The sequence below is a fragment of the Thiovibrio frasassiensis genome (assembly GCF_029607905.1).
GTDB classification, from domain to species: domain Bacteria; phylum Desulfobacterota; class Desulfobulbia; order Desulfobulbales; family Desulfurivibrionaceae; genus Thiovibrio; species Thiovibrio frasassiensis.
In genome coordinates this window covers 2,164,547-2,180,219 of the sequence record NZ_JAPHEH010000001.1, presented here as the reverse complement: position 1 = coordinate 2,180,219, position 15,673 = coordinate 2,164,547, and the positions used below count along the sequence as shown (strand labels likewise).

General features: G+C 54.7%; 14 protein-coding genes. All 14 read left to right on the top strand.

The window, feature by feature from the left end:
- The first annotated feature begins 95 nt into the window (after nt 1-95).
- The 14 genes from OLX77_RS10245 to OLX77_RS10180 all read left to right on the top strand — a co-directional run bounded on the left by OLX77_RS10245 (nt 96) and on the right by OLX77_RS10180 (nt 15,561).
- The gene (locus tag OLX77_RS10245) at nt 96-959 is read left to right on the top strand and encodes a PHP domain-containing protein (RefSeq protein WP_307633502.1); all 864 of its coding nucleotides are present in this window, start codon (nt 96-98) and stop codon (nt 957-959) included.
- A gap of 292 nt (nt 960-1,251) precedes the next feature.
- Nucleotides 1,252-2,013 carry a nucleotidyltransferase family protein gene (locus tag OLX77_RS10240; RefSeq protein WP_307633501.1) on the top strand — a complete coding sequence of 254 codons (762 nt, stop codon included), beginning with the start codon at nt 1,252-1,254 and terminating at the stop codon, nt 2,011-2,013.
- 251 nt (nt 2,014-2,264) lie between these two features.
- Nucleotides 2,265-2,687 carry a response regulator gene (locus OLX77_RS10235; protein ID WP_307633500.1) on the top strand — a complete coding sequence of 141 codons (423 nt, stop codon included), beginning with the start codon at nt 2,265-2,267 and terminating at the stop codon, nt 2,685-2,687.
- Nucleotide 2,688: 1 nt separating this feature from the next.
- Nucleotides 2,689-4,983, top strand: coding sequence for a chemotaxis protein CheA (locus OLX77_RS10230; protein ID WP_307633499.1), 2,295 nt, complete (start codon nt 2,689-2,691; stop codon nt 4,981-4,983).
- Between the two features lie 73 nt (nt 4,984-5,056).
- Nucleotides 5,057-6,439, top strand: coding sequence for a sigma-54-dependent transcriptional regulator (locus tag OLX77_RS10225; protein ID WP_307633498.1), 1,383 nt, complete (start codon nt 5,057-5,059; stop codon nt 6,437-6,439).
- A gap of 71 nt (nt 6,440-6,510) precedes the next feature.
- Nucleotides 6,511-6,693: a hypothetical protein gene (locus OLX77_RS10220; RefSeq protein ID WP_307633497.1), complete on the top strand. Its 183-nt coding sequence runs from the start codon at nt 6,511-6,513 to the stop codon at nt 6,691-6,693.
- Between the two features lie 276 nt (nt 6,694-6,969).
- Nucleotides 6,970-8,199 carry a BaiN/RdsA family NAD(P)/FAD-dependent oxidoreductase gene (locus tag OLX77_RS10215; RefSeq protein ID WP_307633496.1) on the top strand — a complete coding sequence of 410 codons (1,230 nt, stop codon included), beginning with the start codon at nt 6,970-6,972 and terminating at the stop codon, nt 8,197-8,199.
- A gap of 242 nt (nt 8,200-8,441) precedes the next feature.
- Nucleotides 8,442-8,666 carry a SelT/SelW/SelH family (seleno)protein gene (locus tag OLX77_RS10210; protein WP_307633495.1) on the top strand — a complete coding sequence of 75 codons (225 nt, stop codon included), beginning with the start codon at nt 8,442-8,444 and terminating at the stop codon, nt 8,664-8,666.
- A 21-nt stretch (nt 8,667-8,687) separates the two neighbouring features.
- Nucleotides 8,688-9,674 carry an adenylate/guanylate cyclase domain-containing protein gene (locus OLX77_RS10205; RefSeq protein WP_307633494.1) on the top strand — a complete coding sequence of 329 codons (987 nt, stop codon included), beginning with the start codon at nt 8,688-8,690 and terminating at the stop codon, nt 9,672-9,674.
- Between the two features lie 91 nt (nt 9,675-9,765).
- Nucleotides 9,766-10,725, top strand: a complete 960-nt coding sequence (locus OLX77_RS10200) for an HD-GYP domain-containing protein (RefSeq protein WP_307633493.1) — start codon at nt 9,766-9,768, stop codon at nt 10,723-10,725.
- A 43-nt stretch (nt 10,726-10,768) separates the two neighbouring features.
- Entirely contained in the window at nt 10,769-11,602 is an 834-nt protein-coding gene (gene ppsR, locus OLX77_RS10195; protein ID WP_307633492.1) for a pyruvate, phosphate dikinase/phosphoenolpyruvate synthase regulator, read from the top strand.
- A 163-nt stretch (nt 11,603-11,765) separates the two neighbouring features.
- Nucleotides 11,766-12,227, top strand: coding sequence for a hypothetical protein (locus tag OLX77_RS10190; protein WP_307633491.1), 462 nt, complete (start codon nt 11,766-11,768; stop codon nt 12,225-12,227).
- Nucleotides 12,224-13,339, top strand: coding sequence for a sensor histidine kinase (locus tag OLX77_RS10185; RefSeq protein ID WP_307633490.1), 1,116 nt, complete (start codon nt 12,224-12,226; stop codon nt 13,337-13,339). Before OLX77_RS10190 ends, OLX77_RS10185 begins: the two co-directional genes overlap by 4 nt.
- A gap of 230 nt (nt 13,340-13,569) precedes the next feature.
- Nucleotides 13,570-15,561: an ABC-F family ATP-binding cassette domain-containing protein gene (locus OLX77_RS10180; protein ID WP_307633489.1), complete on the top strand. Its 1,992-nt coding sequence runs from the start codon at nt 13,570-13,572 to the stop codon at nt 15,559-15,561.
- The last annotated feature ends 112 nt before the right edge of the window (nt 15,562-15,673 follow it).

Genomic DNA, 15,673 nt, shown 5'->3' with positions numbered 1-15,673 from the left:
TACAGCAATTATGCACCGGTAATGCTAGTATATAGAGCTGAGTAAAATTACTCCACGCAAAAAAATAAAGCCACGGGCAAATAACTTCTTTAAAAATGACGCCCTTCATCGATCTGCATACCCACTCAACCTGTTCTGATGGACTGCTCACGCCGACCGGGTTGCTGAACCTTGCCGCCCGCCGGGGACTTGCGGCCATCGCCCTCACCGATCACGACACGGTCACCGGCCTTGCCGAAGCCCTTATCCAAAGCACCGTCACCGGCGTGGAGGTTATCACCGGCATCGAGATCAGCAGCGACCTCGATGGAGCCTCACTCCATATACTCGGCTACGGCTTCGACCATAAACATCCCGAGCTCCTCGCCTTTGTTGCCCGGCTGCAAGAGGCCCGACGCAACCGCAACCAGGGGATCATCGACCGTCTCCAATCTCTCGGGATTGCCATAAGCAACGAGGAACTGAGCCAGATTGCCGGAGAGCAGATAGGCCGCCCCCACTTCGCCCGGCTGCTCACGCAAAAACGTCTGGTCAAGAACACCCAGGATGCCTTCAGCCGTTACCTCAAGCGCGGCGCTCCGGCCTATGTCGAACATGACAAACCCCGGGCGGAGGAAGTGATCCGCCAGATTTCCGCAGCCAACGGCTTGGCGGTGCTCGCCCATCCGCTCTACCTGGACCCGAGCTTTGAAAAAATCCCCGCCCTTGTAGCGCAACTCTCAAGTTACGGGCTGGCCGGGCTTGAAGCCATCTACCCCACCCATTCCCAAAAGGTCTGCCGCTTCCTGCAAAAACTCGCGGCACAACACGGGTTGCTCCTCAGCGGCGGCACGGATTATCACGGCGACAAACATTCCGTCACCCCCTTGGGCGGGAACAGCAAAACCATCCGCGTCCCTTACCAGCTTCTGCAGGAGATCAAACAGCGAATGGCTGCCAACGCTCTCGTCTCCAGGTAGACCGCACCAATTCCGCCAGGGGAAACGGCGAGAGAGATGCTGCGAAGAAAACCCTTACCCGTTTCAGTCAGCATCTCTTTTTCAAACTCAACCTCCCCCTCTTTTCCTAAAAAAACCTGGATGGATGGGCATCTTCGTATGTGATTGCCAAAAAGCGGGATTGACATCCTGCCCAGCCGACAGTACTACAAATAAGTTTCGGGAGTAACCCGCCGGCCGAAAAGAATTTCTTTAAAAAAGATGTTCGCCCAATCTACCGAGGGCGATACCAACAACCAACACGGGAAATCGCATGACGGGCGACGATTACATCCTCTCCATCCTCAAAAAATATGAAGTGCTGCGTGGGCCGGAATCTTCTGCCGAACAGGCGGCGAAACGCATTGCCCCGAAAATACAGCGCTGGGCAGGCGGCTGGTTGTCCGACCTCTCGTATTCCGGCGCTTACGCAAAACAGACCGCCGTGCATGGGATCACCGACGTTGACCTCTTTATCTCCTTAAAACCCGAGATGCCCGGGACATTGAAAAAAATTTATGACGAGCTTTTCACCCTGGCCGCGCTGCATGGCTGGAATCCCCGCCGTAAGAATGTCGCCATTGCTATCTCCATCCACGGCATGGACCTCGATTTGATCCCCGGCCGGGCCCAAGCCGGCTTCGACAACTATCATGACCTCTATTGGCTGCAGTCCGATTCCTGCCGACAAACCGACCTGGCTCTTCACGTGGAGACTGTCGCCAAATCAGATCGGTTTCGCGAGATCCAAGCAATCAAGATCTGGCAGCACGTCCATCAGCTTGCCTGGCCCTCTTTTTACCTTGAGCTTTTTGTAATCAATGCCCTGACAGGAAGAAGCACGGATTCCCTTGCCCATAACGTTCTCCATGTCCTGGATACAATTGGGGCCGCACTGGAAACCGCCTGCCTCCTTGATCCGGCCAATCCCGACAACATCCTTTCCCTCGATCTGACCCCGCAAGAAAAGAAAACCATCGCCGAGCAGGCACAAAGGTCCGCAACCGAACAGCACTGGGAAGACATCCTCTGGTAGGGCCGCTGTCCGGCACGGCAAGGATTCGTTTGCCCCATACCCCACTTCCCCCGAAGCTTTTTTCCCTTGCTCCATTTTCCCAAATACCCCTATGATGTCCCTATGGCTTGCCTGTTTTTCAAAACACAAGCTGCCGCCCCGGGCCTCTTTACAGTTGTTTGCCCAATCGCCACGGGAAAGCAAGCCATATGGGGCACCCATTTTTTTTGAGCTGATTTTTCAAAATGATATCCAGCAAGGACGCACAGCAGATGGCCAGAAAATACAAAGTCCTCATCGTCGATGATTCGACCAGCATCCTCAAGGCCCTTGCCAGGGCATTCGCCGAAACCCCCTATGAGGTGACGACCTGCAACGATTCGGTCAAATCCTACGAGATGATCGAGGACGAACATTTCGACATCGTGATCAGCGACATCATGATGCCGGAGCTGGACGGCCTCTCCCTACTGCGAAAAATCAAAAACTACAACGGCACCATCCAGGTCATCATGATCACCGGCTACATCACAATCAACAACACCCTCAACGCTTTCCGCTATGGGGCAAACGATATCTTTTTCAAGCCCTTCAAGGACATACAGGAACTTATTGACGCCGTGGATAGTGCCGCCCGGAAACTGAACCGCATCAACGAGATTCTCAAAATGCTGGCCAGCGAAAAAGGACACTGACATGCAGTATGACGTTGACCTGGATGCACTCCAAGGCTTTATCGATGAATCCAATGATTCACTCCAGGGAATCGAGGCGGATTTCATTGCTCTGGAAGACGATCCCGGCAACAGTGAGATCATCAACAGGATCTTCCGCCCGGTCCATAGCCTCAAAGGCAATTCCGGCTTCTTCGGCCTCACCAACATCAACAAGTTTTCCCACCGCCTGGAAAATCTCCTCGATGCCTGCCGCAAAGGAGATATCCTCATCAATAAAAAAATCATCGACATCCTGCTCAAGGGGGTCGAATACCTGCAAGCCATGCTCACCCGGGCCCAAAAAGACCCCAGCCAAGTGGCTTTTCTCCCGGAAGAGAAGGAATTCCTCTCCCGGGTGGAGGCGGTTCAGCCCATTTCGGCAACCGGCTCCGTCCAAAGTGTTATCACCCTGGAACATCTCCTCCATGAATTCCTTGATCTTGGCCAGAACATCTACACCCATCCCTTGATTCCAGGTCTGCTGGATAAAATTGAAAAAGCGAATATCGATCTCCAGACCATTATCGAGGCAAAAAAACAAAAAGGTCCGTCCAGTGCTTACTCCTCAGACAACCAATACTTTTTGCACGATAAGGATTTCAGCAGCCAGATTGCCCAGTTTGGCCTGGTTCTTGATCTTCTTAACAACAAAAAAGCTGCGGACAAGGAGTTGCTCCTCACCTTTGCCCAGGCCCTTGCCGAGGTAAGCGAGGCTCTCAAGGGCAACAGCAGTATTGCCGGGACGCTGGACGAGCTCTTTGGCATGCGAAACTTCCTGGATGATACCCTGATGGTCTCCAGCGATGAATACAACATTCTCTGCCGGAACCTCCTCAACTCGGTAATCGGCTGTTTTGAGGCCAGAACAAGAAGTGGCAGCACCCGGTTGGGCGAGATTCTGATTGAACAGCATCTTGTCAGCAACGCCCAGATTTCCGCAGCCTTGGGCCAGCAAAAAAAAATCGGGGAGCTGCTCATTGAACAGGGGGTTCTCCAAGAAAACGACCTAAAAAAAGCCTTGGCCATTCAGGACAAACGCGCCCTTGACGCCCATATCAAAGAAAACAAAAGCGTCGAGCAGACCAAAACCATCCGCATCGATCAGGCTCGACTCGACAACTTCGCCGATTCCGTGGGGGGGCTTTACATCAGCCTTGATTCCCTCAATTTCGTCAAAAAACAGCTGGAGGCAGCGGACCTGACAAATTTCGGTCTCGTTGCCAGATTTGACGGCATCATCCATGCGCTGGACGAACAGCTTGAAAAACTGCATCTCAACATCATGAGCATCCGCAGGGTGCCGGTCAAATCACTCTTCCAACGGTTTCCCAAGGTGGTTCGCCAGCTTTCCACCTCGCTGAACAAGGAGGTCCGCTTCACCATCACCGGCGAAGAAACCGTCATCGACAAGGACCTGTTGGAGAAGATCGAGAACCCCCTGGTCCACATCCTGCGCAACTCCCTGGACCACGGTCTCGAAGCGCCGGGAGCAAGAAAAAAATCGGGCAAGTCCGAGCAGGGCAACCTCACCCTGCATGCACGGGCGGATGAAAACAATGTCTATCTGGTTATTGAAGACGACGGCCTGGGCATCGATCCGCAAAAAATGAAGACAGTCGCCCTGCGCAAGGGGTTCATGCCCGCGGAAGAGCTGGAACAATTGAGTGACCGGGAGCTGATCAACCTTGTCTTCAGGCCCGGCTTCAGTTCGGCCGAAAAGGTCAGCGAGGTTTCGGGCCGCGGGGTGGGCATGGATGTGGTCATGTCCGGCCTCAAGGAATGCAACGGCACCATCCAGCTCGATTCCACCATCGGCAAAGGCACCACCGTTTCCCTCACCGTGCCGCTCACCAAAACTCTGGTCACGAAGGATGCCATGCTCGCGGAATCAGGAGAGGAGACCTATGCCATTCCTTCGGACGAAATCACCACGGTCATCGAAACAGGAAACATCATCCCGCTCCTTGCGGAAAACAACTGCATCGCATATGATGGAACAATTCTGCGGCTTGTTGAACTCAACACCTTCTTTTATCCGAAAGCCTCCTCGATCTTGTCCGACCCGAGCGATAAAGTTGTTGTGATTTGCAAGCCTTACGGCATCGGCCTGCTTGTTGACCGCATCCTCTCGCACCAGAAGATTGTGGCCAAAGAGTTTGGCAACGGCTACAAAAAACTGCAAAAAATAAATGGGGTCTGCGGATACACCATCATGGGCAACGACGACATTATTCTCATCGCCGACATCAAGGAAATTGCCGAGCATGCCGCATAGCAAGCAGCATGCTTCTTGCCCGGGTCGCTGCCAACATTCTTTCCAAAATCCTCTGCTGTAAGGCTGTTTTCATATGAACACCGTATTAGTTGTAGACGATGAACCAAACTATCTGATAGTCCTCTCCGAACTGCTCCGCGAAGAAGGGTTCGGCGTTTTTACCGCCGGAAACGGCGAAGAGGCTCTCAAAATCCTGGGCGAAACCGACATTGACCTGGTGATTACCGATATGCGCATGCCGGGGCTTGACGGCCTGGGGCTGCTCAAGGCAGCGAAAGCCCTCAACCCTGATCTGCCCATGATCATGGTCACCGCTTTCGGCGAGGTGGAGATGGCCGTGGCCGCCATGAAAGCCGGGGCCTTCAATTATCTTACCAAGCCTTTCAACAACGATGAACTGGTGCTGAACACCAACAAGGCGTTGGAGCATTACGCCGTGCTCCGGGAAAACATGCGACTGAGGGAGGAAATGCGCTCCCGGACCTCGTATGCCAGCATGGTCGGTAAGAACCAAAAGATGCAGGCGATCTTCAACCTCATCGAAAAAGTCGCTCCGACCTCGACCTCGGTCCTGATCACCGGCGAGTCGGGCACCGGCAAGGAGCTGGTGGCCCGAGCGATCCATTGCAACAGCCCCCGGGAAAAAGCGCCCTTCATCTCCCTCAACTGCGCGGGCTTACCGGAAAATCTCCTGGAAAGCGAACTCTTCGGCCATGAAAAAGGCGCCTTTACCGGGGCCATCGCCTTGCGTAAAGGGAGGTTCGAGTTGGCCGATACCGGCAGCCTGTTCCTCGACGAGGTGGGAGAGATGCCCATGCCGCTTCAGGCCAAACTCCTGCGCGTTCTCCAAGAGCGGTGCTTTGAACGGGTTGGCGGCAGCCAAACCTTGCGAGTTGATGTCCGGATCATTGCCGCCACCAACAGGGATCTCAAGGATGAGGTCGACAAAGGACATTTTCGGGAAGATCTCTATTACCGGCTCAATGTACTCCACATCCACCTCCCGCCCCTGCGGGAGCGCACCGACGATATCCCCATGCTGGTCGCCCACTTCGTCAACAAATACGCCCAACAGTTGAACAAGCCCAAACTGGAGATTGCCACGGAAACCGTCCGCTTTCTCATGACCCTCCCCTGGGAAGGCAACATCCGGGAGCTGGAAAATACCATCGAACGGGCTGCCATTCTCTGCTCCAAAAACCTGATTCGTCCTGAAGATGTGCAGCCCGAGAGCATGACCACCAAACAGCCGCTGCAGTGGCTGGGCGGCTTTGACCTGGATATGATTCCGGAGCATACCCCTTTGCCCGATGTCCTTGACGGCATTGAAAAGAAAATGGTCCTCTCCGCCTTGGACAAAGCCGACTATGTTCAAACCAAAGCGGCCGATGCCTTGGGGATCACCAAGAGTCTGCTCCAGTACAAAATGAAAAAACACGCCATTGCAAAACGCTGAAGCTTCCCGCCCTCGGAGAACCGAGGCGGACCGTTCGGACGCTAAGCCAGCAATACATCAAGGTTACACCGATGAGTTTTTCCTGCAAAAATTACGACTACAATGACGACCAATGCCTGATGCTCAAGCAGGATTGTATTCCCGGCCGACCGGGGTGCGTGCTTGAAGGAAGGGTCGCCTTAAGTGAAGCGCTCATTGAGCGCATCAAGGAGCTGGAGCCCAAAAAAGCTTCCACCAAGCCAGGAAAAAAATAAGTATTCCCCGATGCAACCGAAAAAATATTTTTTGGGCTTGCCCACAGACAACACTCTCCCTTCCCATGCCTGCCATGAAAAAGCCTTGTGATTACTGCGGCGGCTCCGGCCAGATACATTTTTTTGCCGGCGTGAGCAGATTCTTCCTCTCCTGCGAAGAATGTCCGGCCTGTGCCGGGTTTGGCTTCGAACTCCCGGCAGAAGAAAATTCGGCAAAAAAAGAAACCCCGCTCCTGAAAAAGAAATCCCCGCGCAAGCGTTCCCGATGAGCTGCCCATGAAAGACGAGAGCAAAGTGGCGATTGTCGGCTGCGGTCCGGCGGGGATGATGGCCGCCACTGTCCTCAGCGAAGCTGGCTTGGCGGTGGATATTTTCGAGGCAAAGGCTACGGCTGGCCGCAAATTCCTGGTCGCCGGGCGTGGCGGCCTCAACCTCACGCATTCGGAAGAGGCCGGGAGATTTGCCGCCCGCTATGGCAGCAAGGCCGAGATCTTCAGCAAACTCCTTGGGGTTTTTTCCCCCGACGACCTTCGCGCCTGGCTACAAACCCTCGGGATCGAAACCTTTATCGGCACCAGCGGCCGGGTCTTTCCCAAGGACGCCAAGGCCCAGGATATTCTCAAGATCTGGCTCGAAGCTCTGGGCAGACGCGGGGTGACATTCCATTACCAACACCGTTGGCAGGGATTCAGCAAAACGGGCGGACCGCTCTTTCTTGGGGCAAACGACGAACTCCTCGAATTCAGCTCCCAAGCCATACTCCTTGCCCTGGGTGGGGCAAGCTGGCCTCAAACCGGCTCCGATGGGAGCTGGACCTCTCTTCTCACCGCGAAAGAGGTCCGGATTGAACCATTCCGCCCGGCGAACTGCGGGCTTGAAGTCGAGTGGTCCGATTATTTCCGTACCCACTTCAGCGGCAAACCTCTCAAGAATGTCCTGCTCCGCTGCGGCGACCAGCAAGCGACCGGCGATGTGATGATGACCGACCATGGCCTGGAAGGGGGGCCGGTCTATGCCCTGAGTGGTTCCCTCCGCGACCTGCTGGAAAAGAGCAGCCCGGTTCCCCTCTTGCTTGATCTCAAGCGTGATCTTCCCCTGCCACGCCTTCAAGAAAAGCTCCAACAGCATCGCAGCAAGGAAAGCCTGGCCAATTTTCTCCGTAAGACCATTCACCTCACCGGTCCTGCCTATTCGCTGCTCCGTGAGATCTGTTCCCCGGAAGAGCTGCAAAATACGGCGCTGCTTGCCGAACGGATCAAGAATCTCCCCATCCCCATCACCAGGACCAGACCTCTTGCCGAGGCAATTTCTTCCGCCGGAGGCATTGCCTTTGCCGAGGTAAACGAAGATCTCATGCTCCGGAAGCTTCCGGGCGTATTCGTGGCCGGGGAAATGTTGGACTGGGAAGCACCCACCGGCGGCTACCTGTTGCAGGGGGCTTTCAGCTCCGGATACCAGGCAGCCCTCGGGATTCTCAAATGGCTGGGGCAACAACCCCAGCCATAATTGTCCAATGGTGGCATAATCGACCAAAAAATTCGAGCGACAAGAAGATCACCCTCTCCAACATTGCGCAAGAAAGACCCCCCAGGAGTATGTCCCATCTTTCGACCATTTCTCCGCTTGCAAATAAAACGAATGTATCGAACAATCCATCCTGTTCCAATCAGCTTTGCTTGTGGTATAAAGAGCGAGCACCCATGCATATTCCGGCAACTGCCAGCTAAATATTCCTACGGAAACCTGCCATGAAGATCACCATCACCTACTGCTCCCAATGAAACTATCTGCCGCGTGCTTCCAGGCTGGAAGCCGAACTCAAGAAACAATTCGCTGCCGAAGTTGAGCTTATCCCCAGTTCCGGTGGCATCTACGAGATCATGGCCGATGGGTGTCTGGTCTTTTCAAAACACGCATCCGGTCGTTTTGCCGAACCCGAGGAAATCATCAGCCTCATCCAGAGTCACGGGTAACAGGAAGGCGCTCTGACAACCATGACCGCGTCACCGGAAATATCTGCCACCCTCACTCTTCTTGATGCCCAGGAAGACAATGCCCCGCGCTGGCTGCTCGGTACAGACACCACCTACACCTTGGGCCGGGTAGCCAACACCGATATCACCCTTCCCTATTCATGGGTCTCCCGGAAGCACGCCATGATCCAGAAAGAGGAAAATGGCCGTTTCAATCTCATTGACCTGGGAAGCTCCAACGGCACCTTTATCAACGGCAGGAAGATCCACACCCCGGTATCTCTGCAAGACGGCGACTGCATCGGCATCGGCAGCACCCGCCTCCTCTTCCATCAGGATACGAGCCCAAACAGAGCAGCGGCGACAAACGGTCCGGATCTCGACGAAATGACCGTGGCCTTTGTCCAGAAACAGATCATCACCATCCTGATCTGCGACATCCATGACTACACCAAGCTCTCCGAAACCATGGGCGACCAGTGGGTTTCCCAACTCCTCCAGCATTGGACCGGGCGAGTCACCAAGCTGGTCAACAAACATAACGGGACGGTCGATAAATTCATCGGGGACGCGGTCATGGCCCTGTGGTCCGGAGCAAATCTCCAGGACAACATTCACCAGGCCCTGAAAACAGCCATTGCCATCAACACCTTCACCAGCAATCTCGGCAAGAAGATTCCAGACCTTCCCTGGGCTTTACAGATCGGGGCAGCCCTCAATACCGGAGAGGCGATGATGGGGAACCTTACCCAGAACGGCAGTTACACCGTGGTGGGAGATGTGGTGAATGTGGCGTTTCGCCTGGAAAGCTTGACCAACAGGCAAGAGGACCTGGATATCGTGATGGGCTGCGATGCTGCCATGCACCTTCTTGCACCTGAAACATTTTTCAAGAAATACTCCTTCCGGGTGAAGGGAAAGCAGGAGGAGGTTGAGGCCTATGGCTGCAGTTTTCCTCAACTTTCCACCTATCTCGAGCACAAGCTCAACCAGCCTGGAACCGGGTAATTTAGTTACATAGTAGAGCAAAAACCACCACCCAGCCGGACGTTCGGCTGCGCTGCGCCATCCTTACAAGGCAGGAGAACCTGAAAAGCACATGATCACCGAATCCAGAAAACTTATCCGCATTGTCTCCGACTATCTTCTCGCGGAAGACCGGATAATCGATTTCAATATCTATACCAAGCCTCCCAAAAGCAACAAACCCATCCTGCTGATCGCGGCCAACACCAATATCGCCGACATCAAGGAGACCCTCGCCAAAAAAAGTCACGGCCCCCTCTTTATCACCCAGGAATCCGCCAAAAAGTTTGAAAATTTCATGGAGGAGTCCCTCGACTCCATTATCAAGAACAGGAACATTCCCCTTGACCAGAAATCATCGCTTGTGCATACCTGTGCCAAAAACATCATCCGGGATGTCTTTGACGACCCCCGAAGCGGCAGACACATCTCCCGCGCCAAAAACATCACCAGCAACATCATCGACCTTACCCTGGAGGACACCCAGTCCATTCGCCACCTGCTCCGCCTGGGCTCCAAAGATTATTACACCTTTTCCCACTGCGTGAATGTCGCGGTTTTTGGCATCGGCCTCTGGATGATGATCCGCAAGGGCGACGAGACGGAACTCCACGATTTTGCCCTCGGCTGTATCCTGCACGATGTGGGAAAAAGCCAGATCGTTGACTCTATCCTCAACAAGCAGGGCAAGCTCGACTACGAGGAGTTCGAAATCATCAAAAAACACCCCGGCCAGGGGCATTGGCTCATGGCCAAACATACCTCGGAAATAACCCTGGATGTGATCATCCACCACCATGAGAAAATCAACGGTCAGGGCTACCCCCACGGTCTTAAGGGAGACCAGATTTCCGACAATGCCAAAATCGCCACCATTGCCGACGTCTACGATGCCCTGACAACCAACCGTCCATACGCCGGGGCTCGACTTCCCATCAGCGCCCTGACCCTGATGAAGGAAGAGATGGTTGGCCACTTTGAGCAAAAAAGATTTGAGGATTTCATCCTGTTTTTAGGAGGAAGGGGGGCCTGAGAGAGGCCCCCCTTCTCCTTCCACCGCCAAGGAGCAAGCCCCCATGTGGTCATCGAAAGACGTATACTATATCTCGGACAGCACCGGAATTCTCGCAACCAACCTGGGGCAAGCCCTGATCTGCCAGTTTCCGGAAATCAATTTTCATGAAGAAAAATTCCCCTTTGTCCTCAACATCGAAGAAGCAAAAAAAATTCTCAACTATATCCTGAAAAAATCCGCCGGCCGGCGGCCCCTTATTTTCAGCACCATCATGACCAAAGAGATCCGCGCTGTTTTCGACGCCCCGGAGGTCGAACTTTTTGATGCCTTTGAATTTTTCATGACCCGGCTCGAAGGGTGCCTGGAGGCGAAGGCCCTGGGGGTCCCCGGCTTTTCCCGGCATATCGACAACCTGACCATGGCCAAACGGGTCGAAGCGATCCACTTTTGCCTGGAACATGATGACGGGGTCAATATGCATGAACTCGACGAGGCGGAGGTCATCCTCCTTGGGGTTTCCCGCTCCGGCAAAACCCCGGTCAGCGTCTATCTGGCAACGCAGATGGGAATGAAATCGGCCAATTTCCCCCTCACCTCGGAGTATCTCAAGGAGTACCTCCTGCCGGAAGAAATAATAAAAAACAAAAAACGCGCCATTGGCCTCACCACCACCCCGGAAGTCCTCCACAATGTCCGGGAAAAACGGTATGCAGACAGCAATTATGCCAAGCGCTCCACCTGTAGCGAAGAGATCCAGACCGCCGAAACCATCTTTCACAACCACCAGATTCCCATTGTCTCCACGGCGGGAAAATCCATAGAGGAGATCGCCACCCAGGTTTCCCAGGAGCTTGGCCTCTCCAGAAAACCTACCTCGCTGAACGAACGGAGCTGATATTGAGCCGGCGGCAAACCTTCCGTTTTCGCAGTTTTTTCCATGGGGTGTTTTTTTCATATGTTGTCCGTTCAGCCAACATGGTATGCTTCTCTTAACAAAAAGAATGTTCAATTGTTCCACCCCGCGCTTCACCTTACAATCAGCCATTTGAGGTTTTTTATTGAGGCCACTATTCTTCACCGTGCTGCTGTCGGGCTTTTTCCTGCCGGAAAGCGCCTTGGCCTTTCAGCCCCATGCCTATTCAGGGCTGTACATCCATCAACTGGCCCACTTTTTCCTGATCGTCTCCCTTTTCTTTTTCGCCGTAAAAGCGCGCCAGACTCGTCTTGCTGCCCTCAAGGCCTGGCAATACATCATCGCCGGGACCTGGATCCTTATGCTGTGGAGCGGGGCCACCATGCTGGGACATTTTCTTGATCTGGAAATCGAAGACGCTCTCTTCCTGCCGCCAGGGGCTGATATCCCCCTCCTCCACCTTGCTGGCTGGCAAGAGGGGTTGTACTATCTCCTGAAACTGGACCACCTCCTGGCCGTGCCGGCCATGTTTCTTTTTTATCGGGGCCTCAAGCTGCTGAGGCAGGGCGCATCTCCGCCCTCTTCCTCCGGGCAGGACCACGCATGATCACCATTTCCATGCTCCCGGTCTGGCTCCTTGATTTCGGAGGCGCCTTGGCACTGATCGTACTTTCTGGCCTCTGCCTCCACCATGCCTTGGCCATGGCCCGCGCCGATCGCGAAAGCCCCCTGGCCATCTTTCTCCTCTGGTTCTGCGGAGCGCTGTTCGCCCTTGCCCTGTCCCGCTCCAGCGGTCACATCCTCAAACACCTCCTCACCTTTTTCGGCAAAAAAGATCTCTGGCTCTTGCTGGCCCCGTACAGCGGCTCCATCAACAGCATGGCCTTCATTGTCATCGCCTCGGTAACCCTGTTTTTCAACCGGATCGAAACCATCACGGAACGCATGGTTCGGGACCGCGAAAAGATCGAAAAAAACAGCCAGGAGCTCTTCCGCCTGAACAAGGAGATCGAGGCGGTCATCGCGGAGCGGACCCGCACAGGCATGGCCCTGCGGATCGCCCATGAGGTGCGCAACCCCGCCACCATCATCGGCGGCATGGTACGCCGCCTCCTCAACTCCTATCCCCCGGAAGAAGAGGGGCGGCTGAAACTGATCCATATCCTAGACCAAGCCCGTAAACTTGAAAATCTGGTGAGCAAATTCGAGTCGGTCCGACCGGAAGCAAAAAAAATCTTCGCGCCGCTTGACCTCAATCCCATTGTCGCTGAGGCGGTGGAATCGCTGCAAAAAGATGCCCGCGCCAAAGATATCACTCTGGTGTCCGAGCTGAGCCAGGCCCCGCTTTTCTTCCATGGCAACAGCTCGCTGATCAAGATTGCTCTCGCCCACCTGCTCCGCAACGCAGTGAATGCCTGCAGCAAAAAGAGCCGGATCCGCATCACCACCGAGATGACCCCAGCCGGCAGCCAGGTGCGTATTGCCGATAATGGCCCTGGAATCTCCCCGGAAATGCTCGAGATTATCTTCGACCCCTACCAACACATCAACCGCCAGAGCTCCGGCCTGGGGCTGCCCTATGTCAAACAGATCATTAACGAGCACATGGGGACGGTCACCATCACCAGTGAGCTGGGCAAGGGCACCACTATCCTGATCGTTCTCCCCACCCACCTGGGCGAACTTACCGGCGTTGCCGGCGGCACCTATTCCATCTGACACTTCTTTTCCGCGCCCCTGCATCTCTCCCTGCTCTCGAAAAACACCGTTTACCCCCCTGCGCCCAGTAAGACTTGACAACGCCGAATGCTTCTCCCTGGCAACCGGAGGGCTTTTGCCAACGACTTGCACCCCATTTGCAACATCTATGTGAAATACTCGACGCAATGTGCTATGGTGTGCGATTGTTCTTTCTCTTAACTGACAATCAATGCGGATAGTGTTCAACCATGCTTGCCATCAACCAACTTTCCATCCAGTTCGGCTCCAAACAACTTTTCAAAAATGTCTCGGTCAGGGTCCATCCCGGCGAAAAAATCGGCCTGGTCGGGGTGAACGGCGCGGGGAAATCTACGCTGCTCAAGATCATGGCGGGGGTTAAACATGTGGATGACGGCATTCTTGCCCGATCCAAAAACATCTCCGTCGGCTACCTGCCCCAGGAGATTACCGCCTTTCCTCCCGGCCGCACCCTGTTTCAAGAAGCGGAAACCGCCTTTGCCGAAGCTTTGTCGCTGCAAAAGGAGCTCGATCAGGTCAACCAGGATCTTGGCCGAATACCGCCGGAAGACCCTGGCTTCGCCGACCTATTACACCGCCAGGGAGATCTCCAACACCGACTGGACCAATCCGACATTTTCACCATGGAGTCCCAGATTGAAAGAATTCTTCTTGGCCTAGGTTTCTCCCAGAGCGATTTCAGCAAAGACAGCATCTCTTTTTCCGGCGGCTGGCTCATGCGCTTGATGCTGGCCAAGATCCTCCTTGCCAAGCCGGACCTCCTGCTGCTGGACGAACCAACCAACCATCTCGATATCGAGTCGCTCACCTGGCTCGAAGAGTTCCTGCAAAATCACCGGGGGGCCATGGTGATGATCTCCCATGACCGCTCCTTTCTCGACAACCTCACCACCGTAACCTGGGAAATATCCCTGGGGGAGCTCACGGTCTACAAGGGGAATTACTCAAAATACCTGGTCGATAAAGCAAACCGGATGATCATCAAACGGGCGGCCTATGAAAATCAACAGGCCATGATCGATCAGACCATGAAGTTCGTTGACCGTTTCCGCTCCAAAGCCTCCAAGGCCACCCAGGTCCAGAGCCGCCTCAAGCAGCTGGAGAAGATCGAGCTCATCGAATTGGACGAGACGGAAAACTCCATCGCCTTCCGCTTTCCGCCCTCCCCGCCCTCCGGCAGAACCATGCTGGAGATAGAAGGGTTGCACAAACAGTTCGGCGAACAGCCGGTTTTCAACAACCTCTCCTTTTCATTACAGCGCGGCGAGAAGCTGGCGGTACTCGGGGTCAACGGCGCGGGCAAATCCACCCTGGTAAAAATCCTCGCCGGCCTCATCCCCCCGGACAGCGGCACCATCCGCAAGGGCCATAACGTGGCCATCTCCTACTTCGGCCAGCATCAGGCCCAGGAACTCGACCCCCGCTTCACCGTGCTGGAAACCCTGAGCCATGTGAACAACGAAATGAGCGTCACCCAGACCCGCTCCCTGCTGGGGGCCTTCCTCTTTCGCGGCGATGACGTGGACAAGAAGGTGGCGGTGCTCTCGGGCGGCGAAAAAAGCCGGGTGGCCCTGGCCAAGATGATCGCCACCCCGGCCAACCTGCTGATCCTGGACGAGCCCACCAACCATCTGGATATCCAATCCCAGGAGGTGCTCCAGGAGGCGATGCGCCAATACGACGGCTCCATCATCGTGGTTTCCCATAACCGCTATTTTGCCAATTCCTTTGTCTCCAAGGTCCTGGAGATCAAAAACAGCCACGGCACCATTTTTGACGGCAATATCGACTACTATCTCCACAAGACCCATGCCGAATCGGCCGCTGCCCCACCAAAGTCCGCGGTTGCGCCCAAAAGCAAGCCAGGGGCCCCGGTCCAGGAAAAACAGACAAAAAAAGGCAAGGAATCGCGCAAGCTGCAGGCGGAAATGCGGCAGCAGAAGAACCGCGAGATCGGACCGCTGAAAAAGAACGTGGAACGCTACGAACAGGAGATCGATCAGCTCGAACCCAGGAAGAGCCAGCTCGAACAGGCCATGGCCGATCCTGAGCTGTACAAGGACCAGGACCGCTTTGCCGAACTCAACAATGAATACACCGCACTCGGCCGCAAGTTGAAAAAAACCTACGCCGACTGGGAGCAGGATCAGGCCAAGATAGAGGCAATCGAGGCCCGCTTCGCCGAAGAATGTGAAGAATAATTTTTCGCCGCTGGGCAAAGCGCATCGCACTTGACCACCGACGCATTTCCCGGTATCTTCAGCGCTTGTTTCCGCTTTGCTGCACAAGACTGAATTATTGTAATAACAAACA

Excerpts from the sequence above, each read along its gene's own strand:
- OLX77_RS10245 (WP_307633502.1), top strand. The coding sequence starts at position 96 with ATGACGCCCTTCATCGATCTGCATACCCACTCAACCTGTTCTGATGGA.
- OLX77_RS10215 (WP_307633496.1), top strand. The coding sequence starts at position 6,970 with ATGAAAGACGAGAGCAAAGTGGCGATTGTCGGCTGCGGTCCGGCGGGG.
- OLX77_RS10225 (WP_307633498.1), top strand. The coding sequence starts at position 5,057 with ATGAACACCGTATTAGTTGTAGACGATGAACCAAACTATCTGATAGTC.
- OLX77_RS10180 (WP_307633489.1), top strand. The coding sequence starts at position 13,570 with ATGCTTGCCATCAACCAACTTTCCATCCAGTTCGGCTCCAAACAACTT.
- OLX77_RS10200 (WP_307633493.1), top strand. The coding sequence starts at position 9,766 with ATGATCACCGAATCCAGAAAACTTATCCGCATTGTCTCCGACTATCTT.
- OLX77_RS10230 (WP_307633499.1), top strand. The coding sequence starts at position 2,689 with ATGCAGTATGACGTTGACCTGGATGCACTCCAAGGCTTTATCGATGAA.
- OLX77_RS10240 (WP_307633501.1), top strand. The coding sequence starts at position 1,252 with ATGACGGGCGACGATTACATCCTCTCCATCCTCAAAAAATATGAAGTG.
- OLX77_RS10220 (WP_307633497.1), top strand. The coding sequence starts at position 6,511 with ATGAGTTTTTCCTGCAAAAATTACGACTACAATGACGACCAATGCCTG.
- OLX77_RS10205 (WP_307633494.1), top strand. The coding sequence starts at position 8,688 with ATGACCGCGTCACCGGAAATATCTGCCACCCTCACTCTTCTTGATGCC.
- OLX77_RS10235 (WP_307633500.1), top strand. The coding sequence starts at position 2,265 with ATGGCCAGAAAATACAAAGTCCTCATCGTCGATGATTCGACCAGCATC.
- OLX77_RS10185 (WP_307633490.1), top strand. The coding sequence starts at position 12,224 with ATGATCACCATTTCCATGCTCCCGGTCTGGCTCCTTGATTTCGGAGGC.
- ppsR (WP_307633492.1), top strand. The coding sequence starts at position 10,769 with ATGTGGTCATCGAAAGACGTATACTATATCTCGGACAGCACCGGAATT.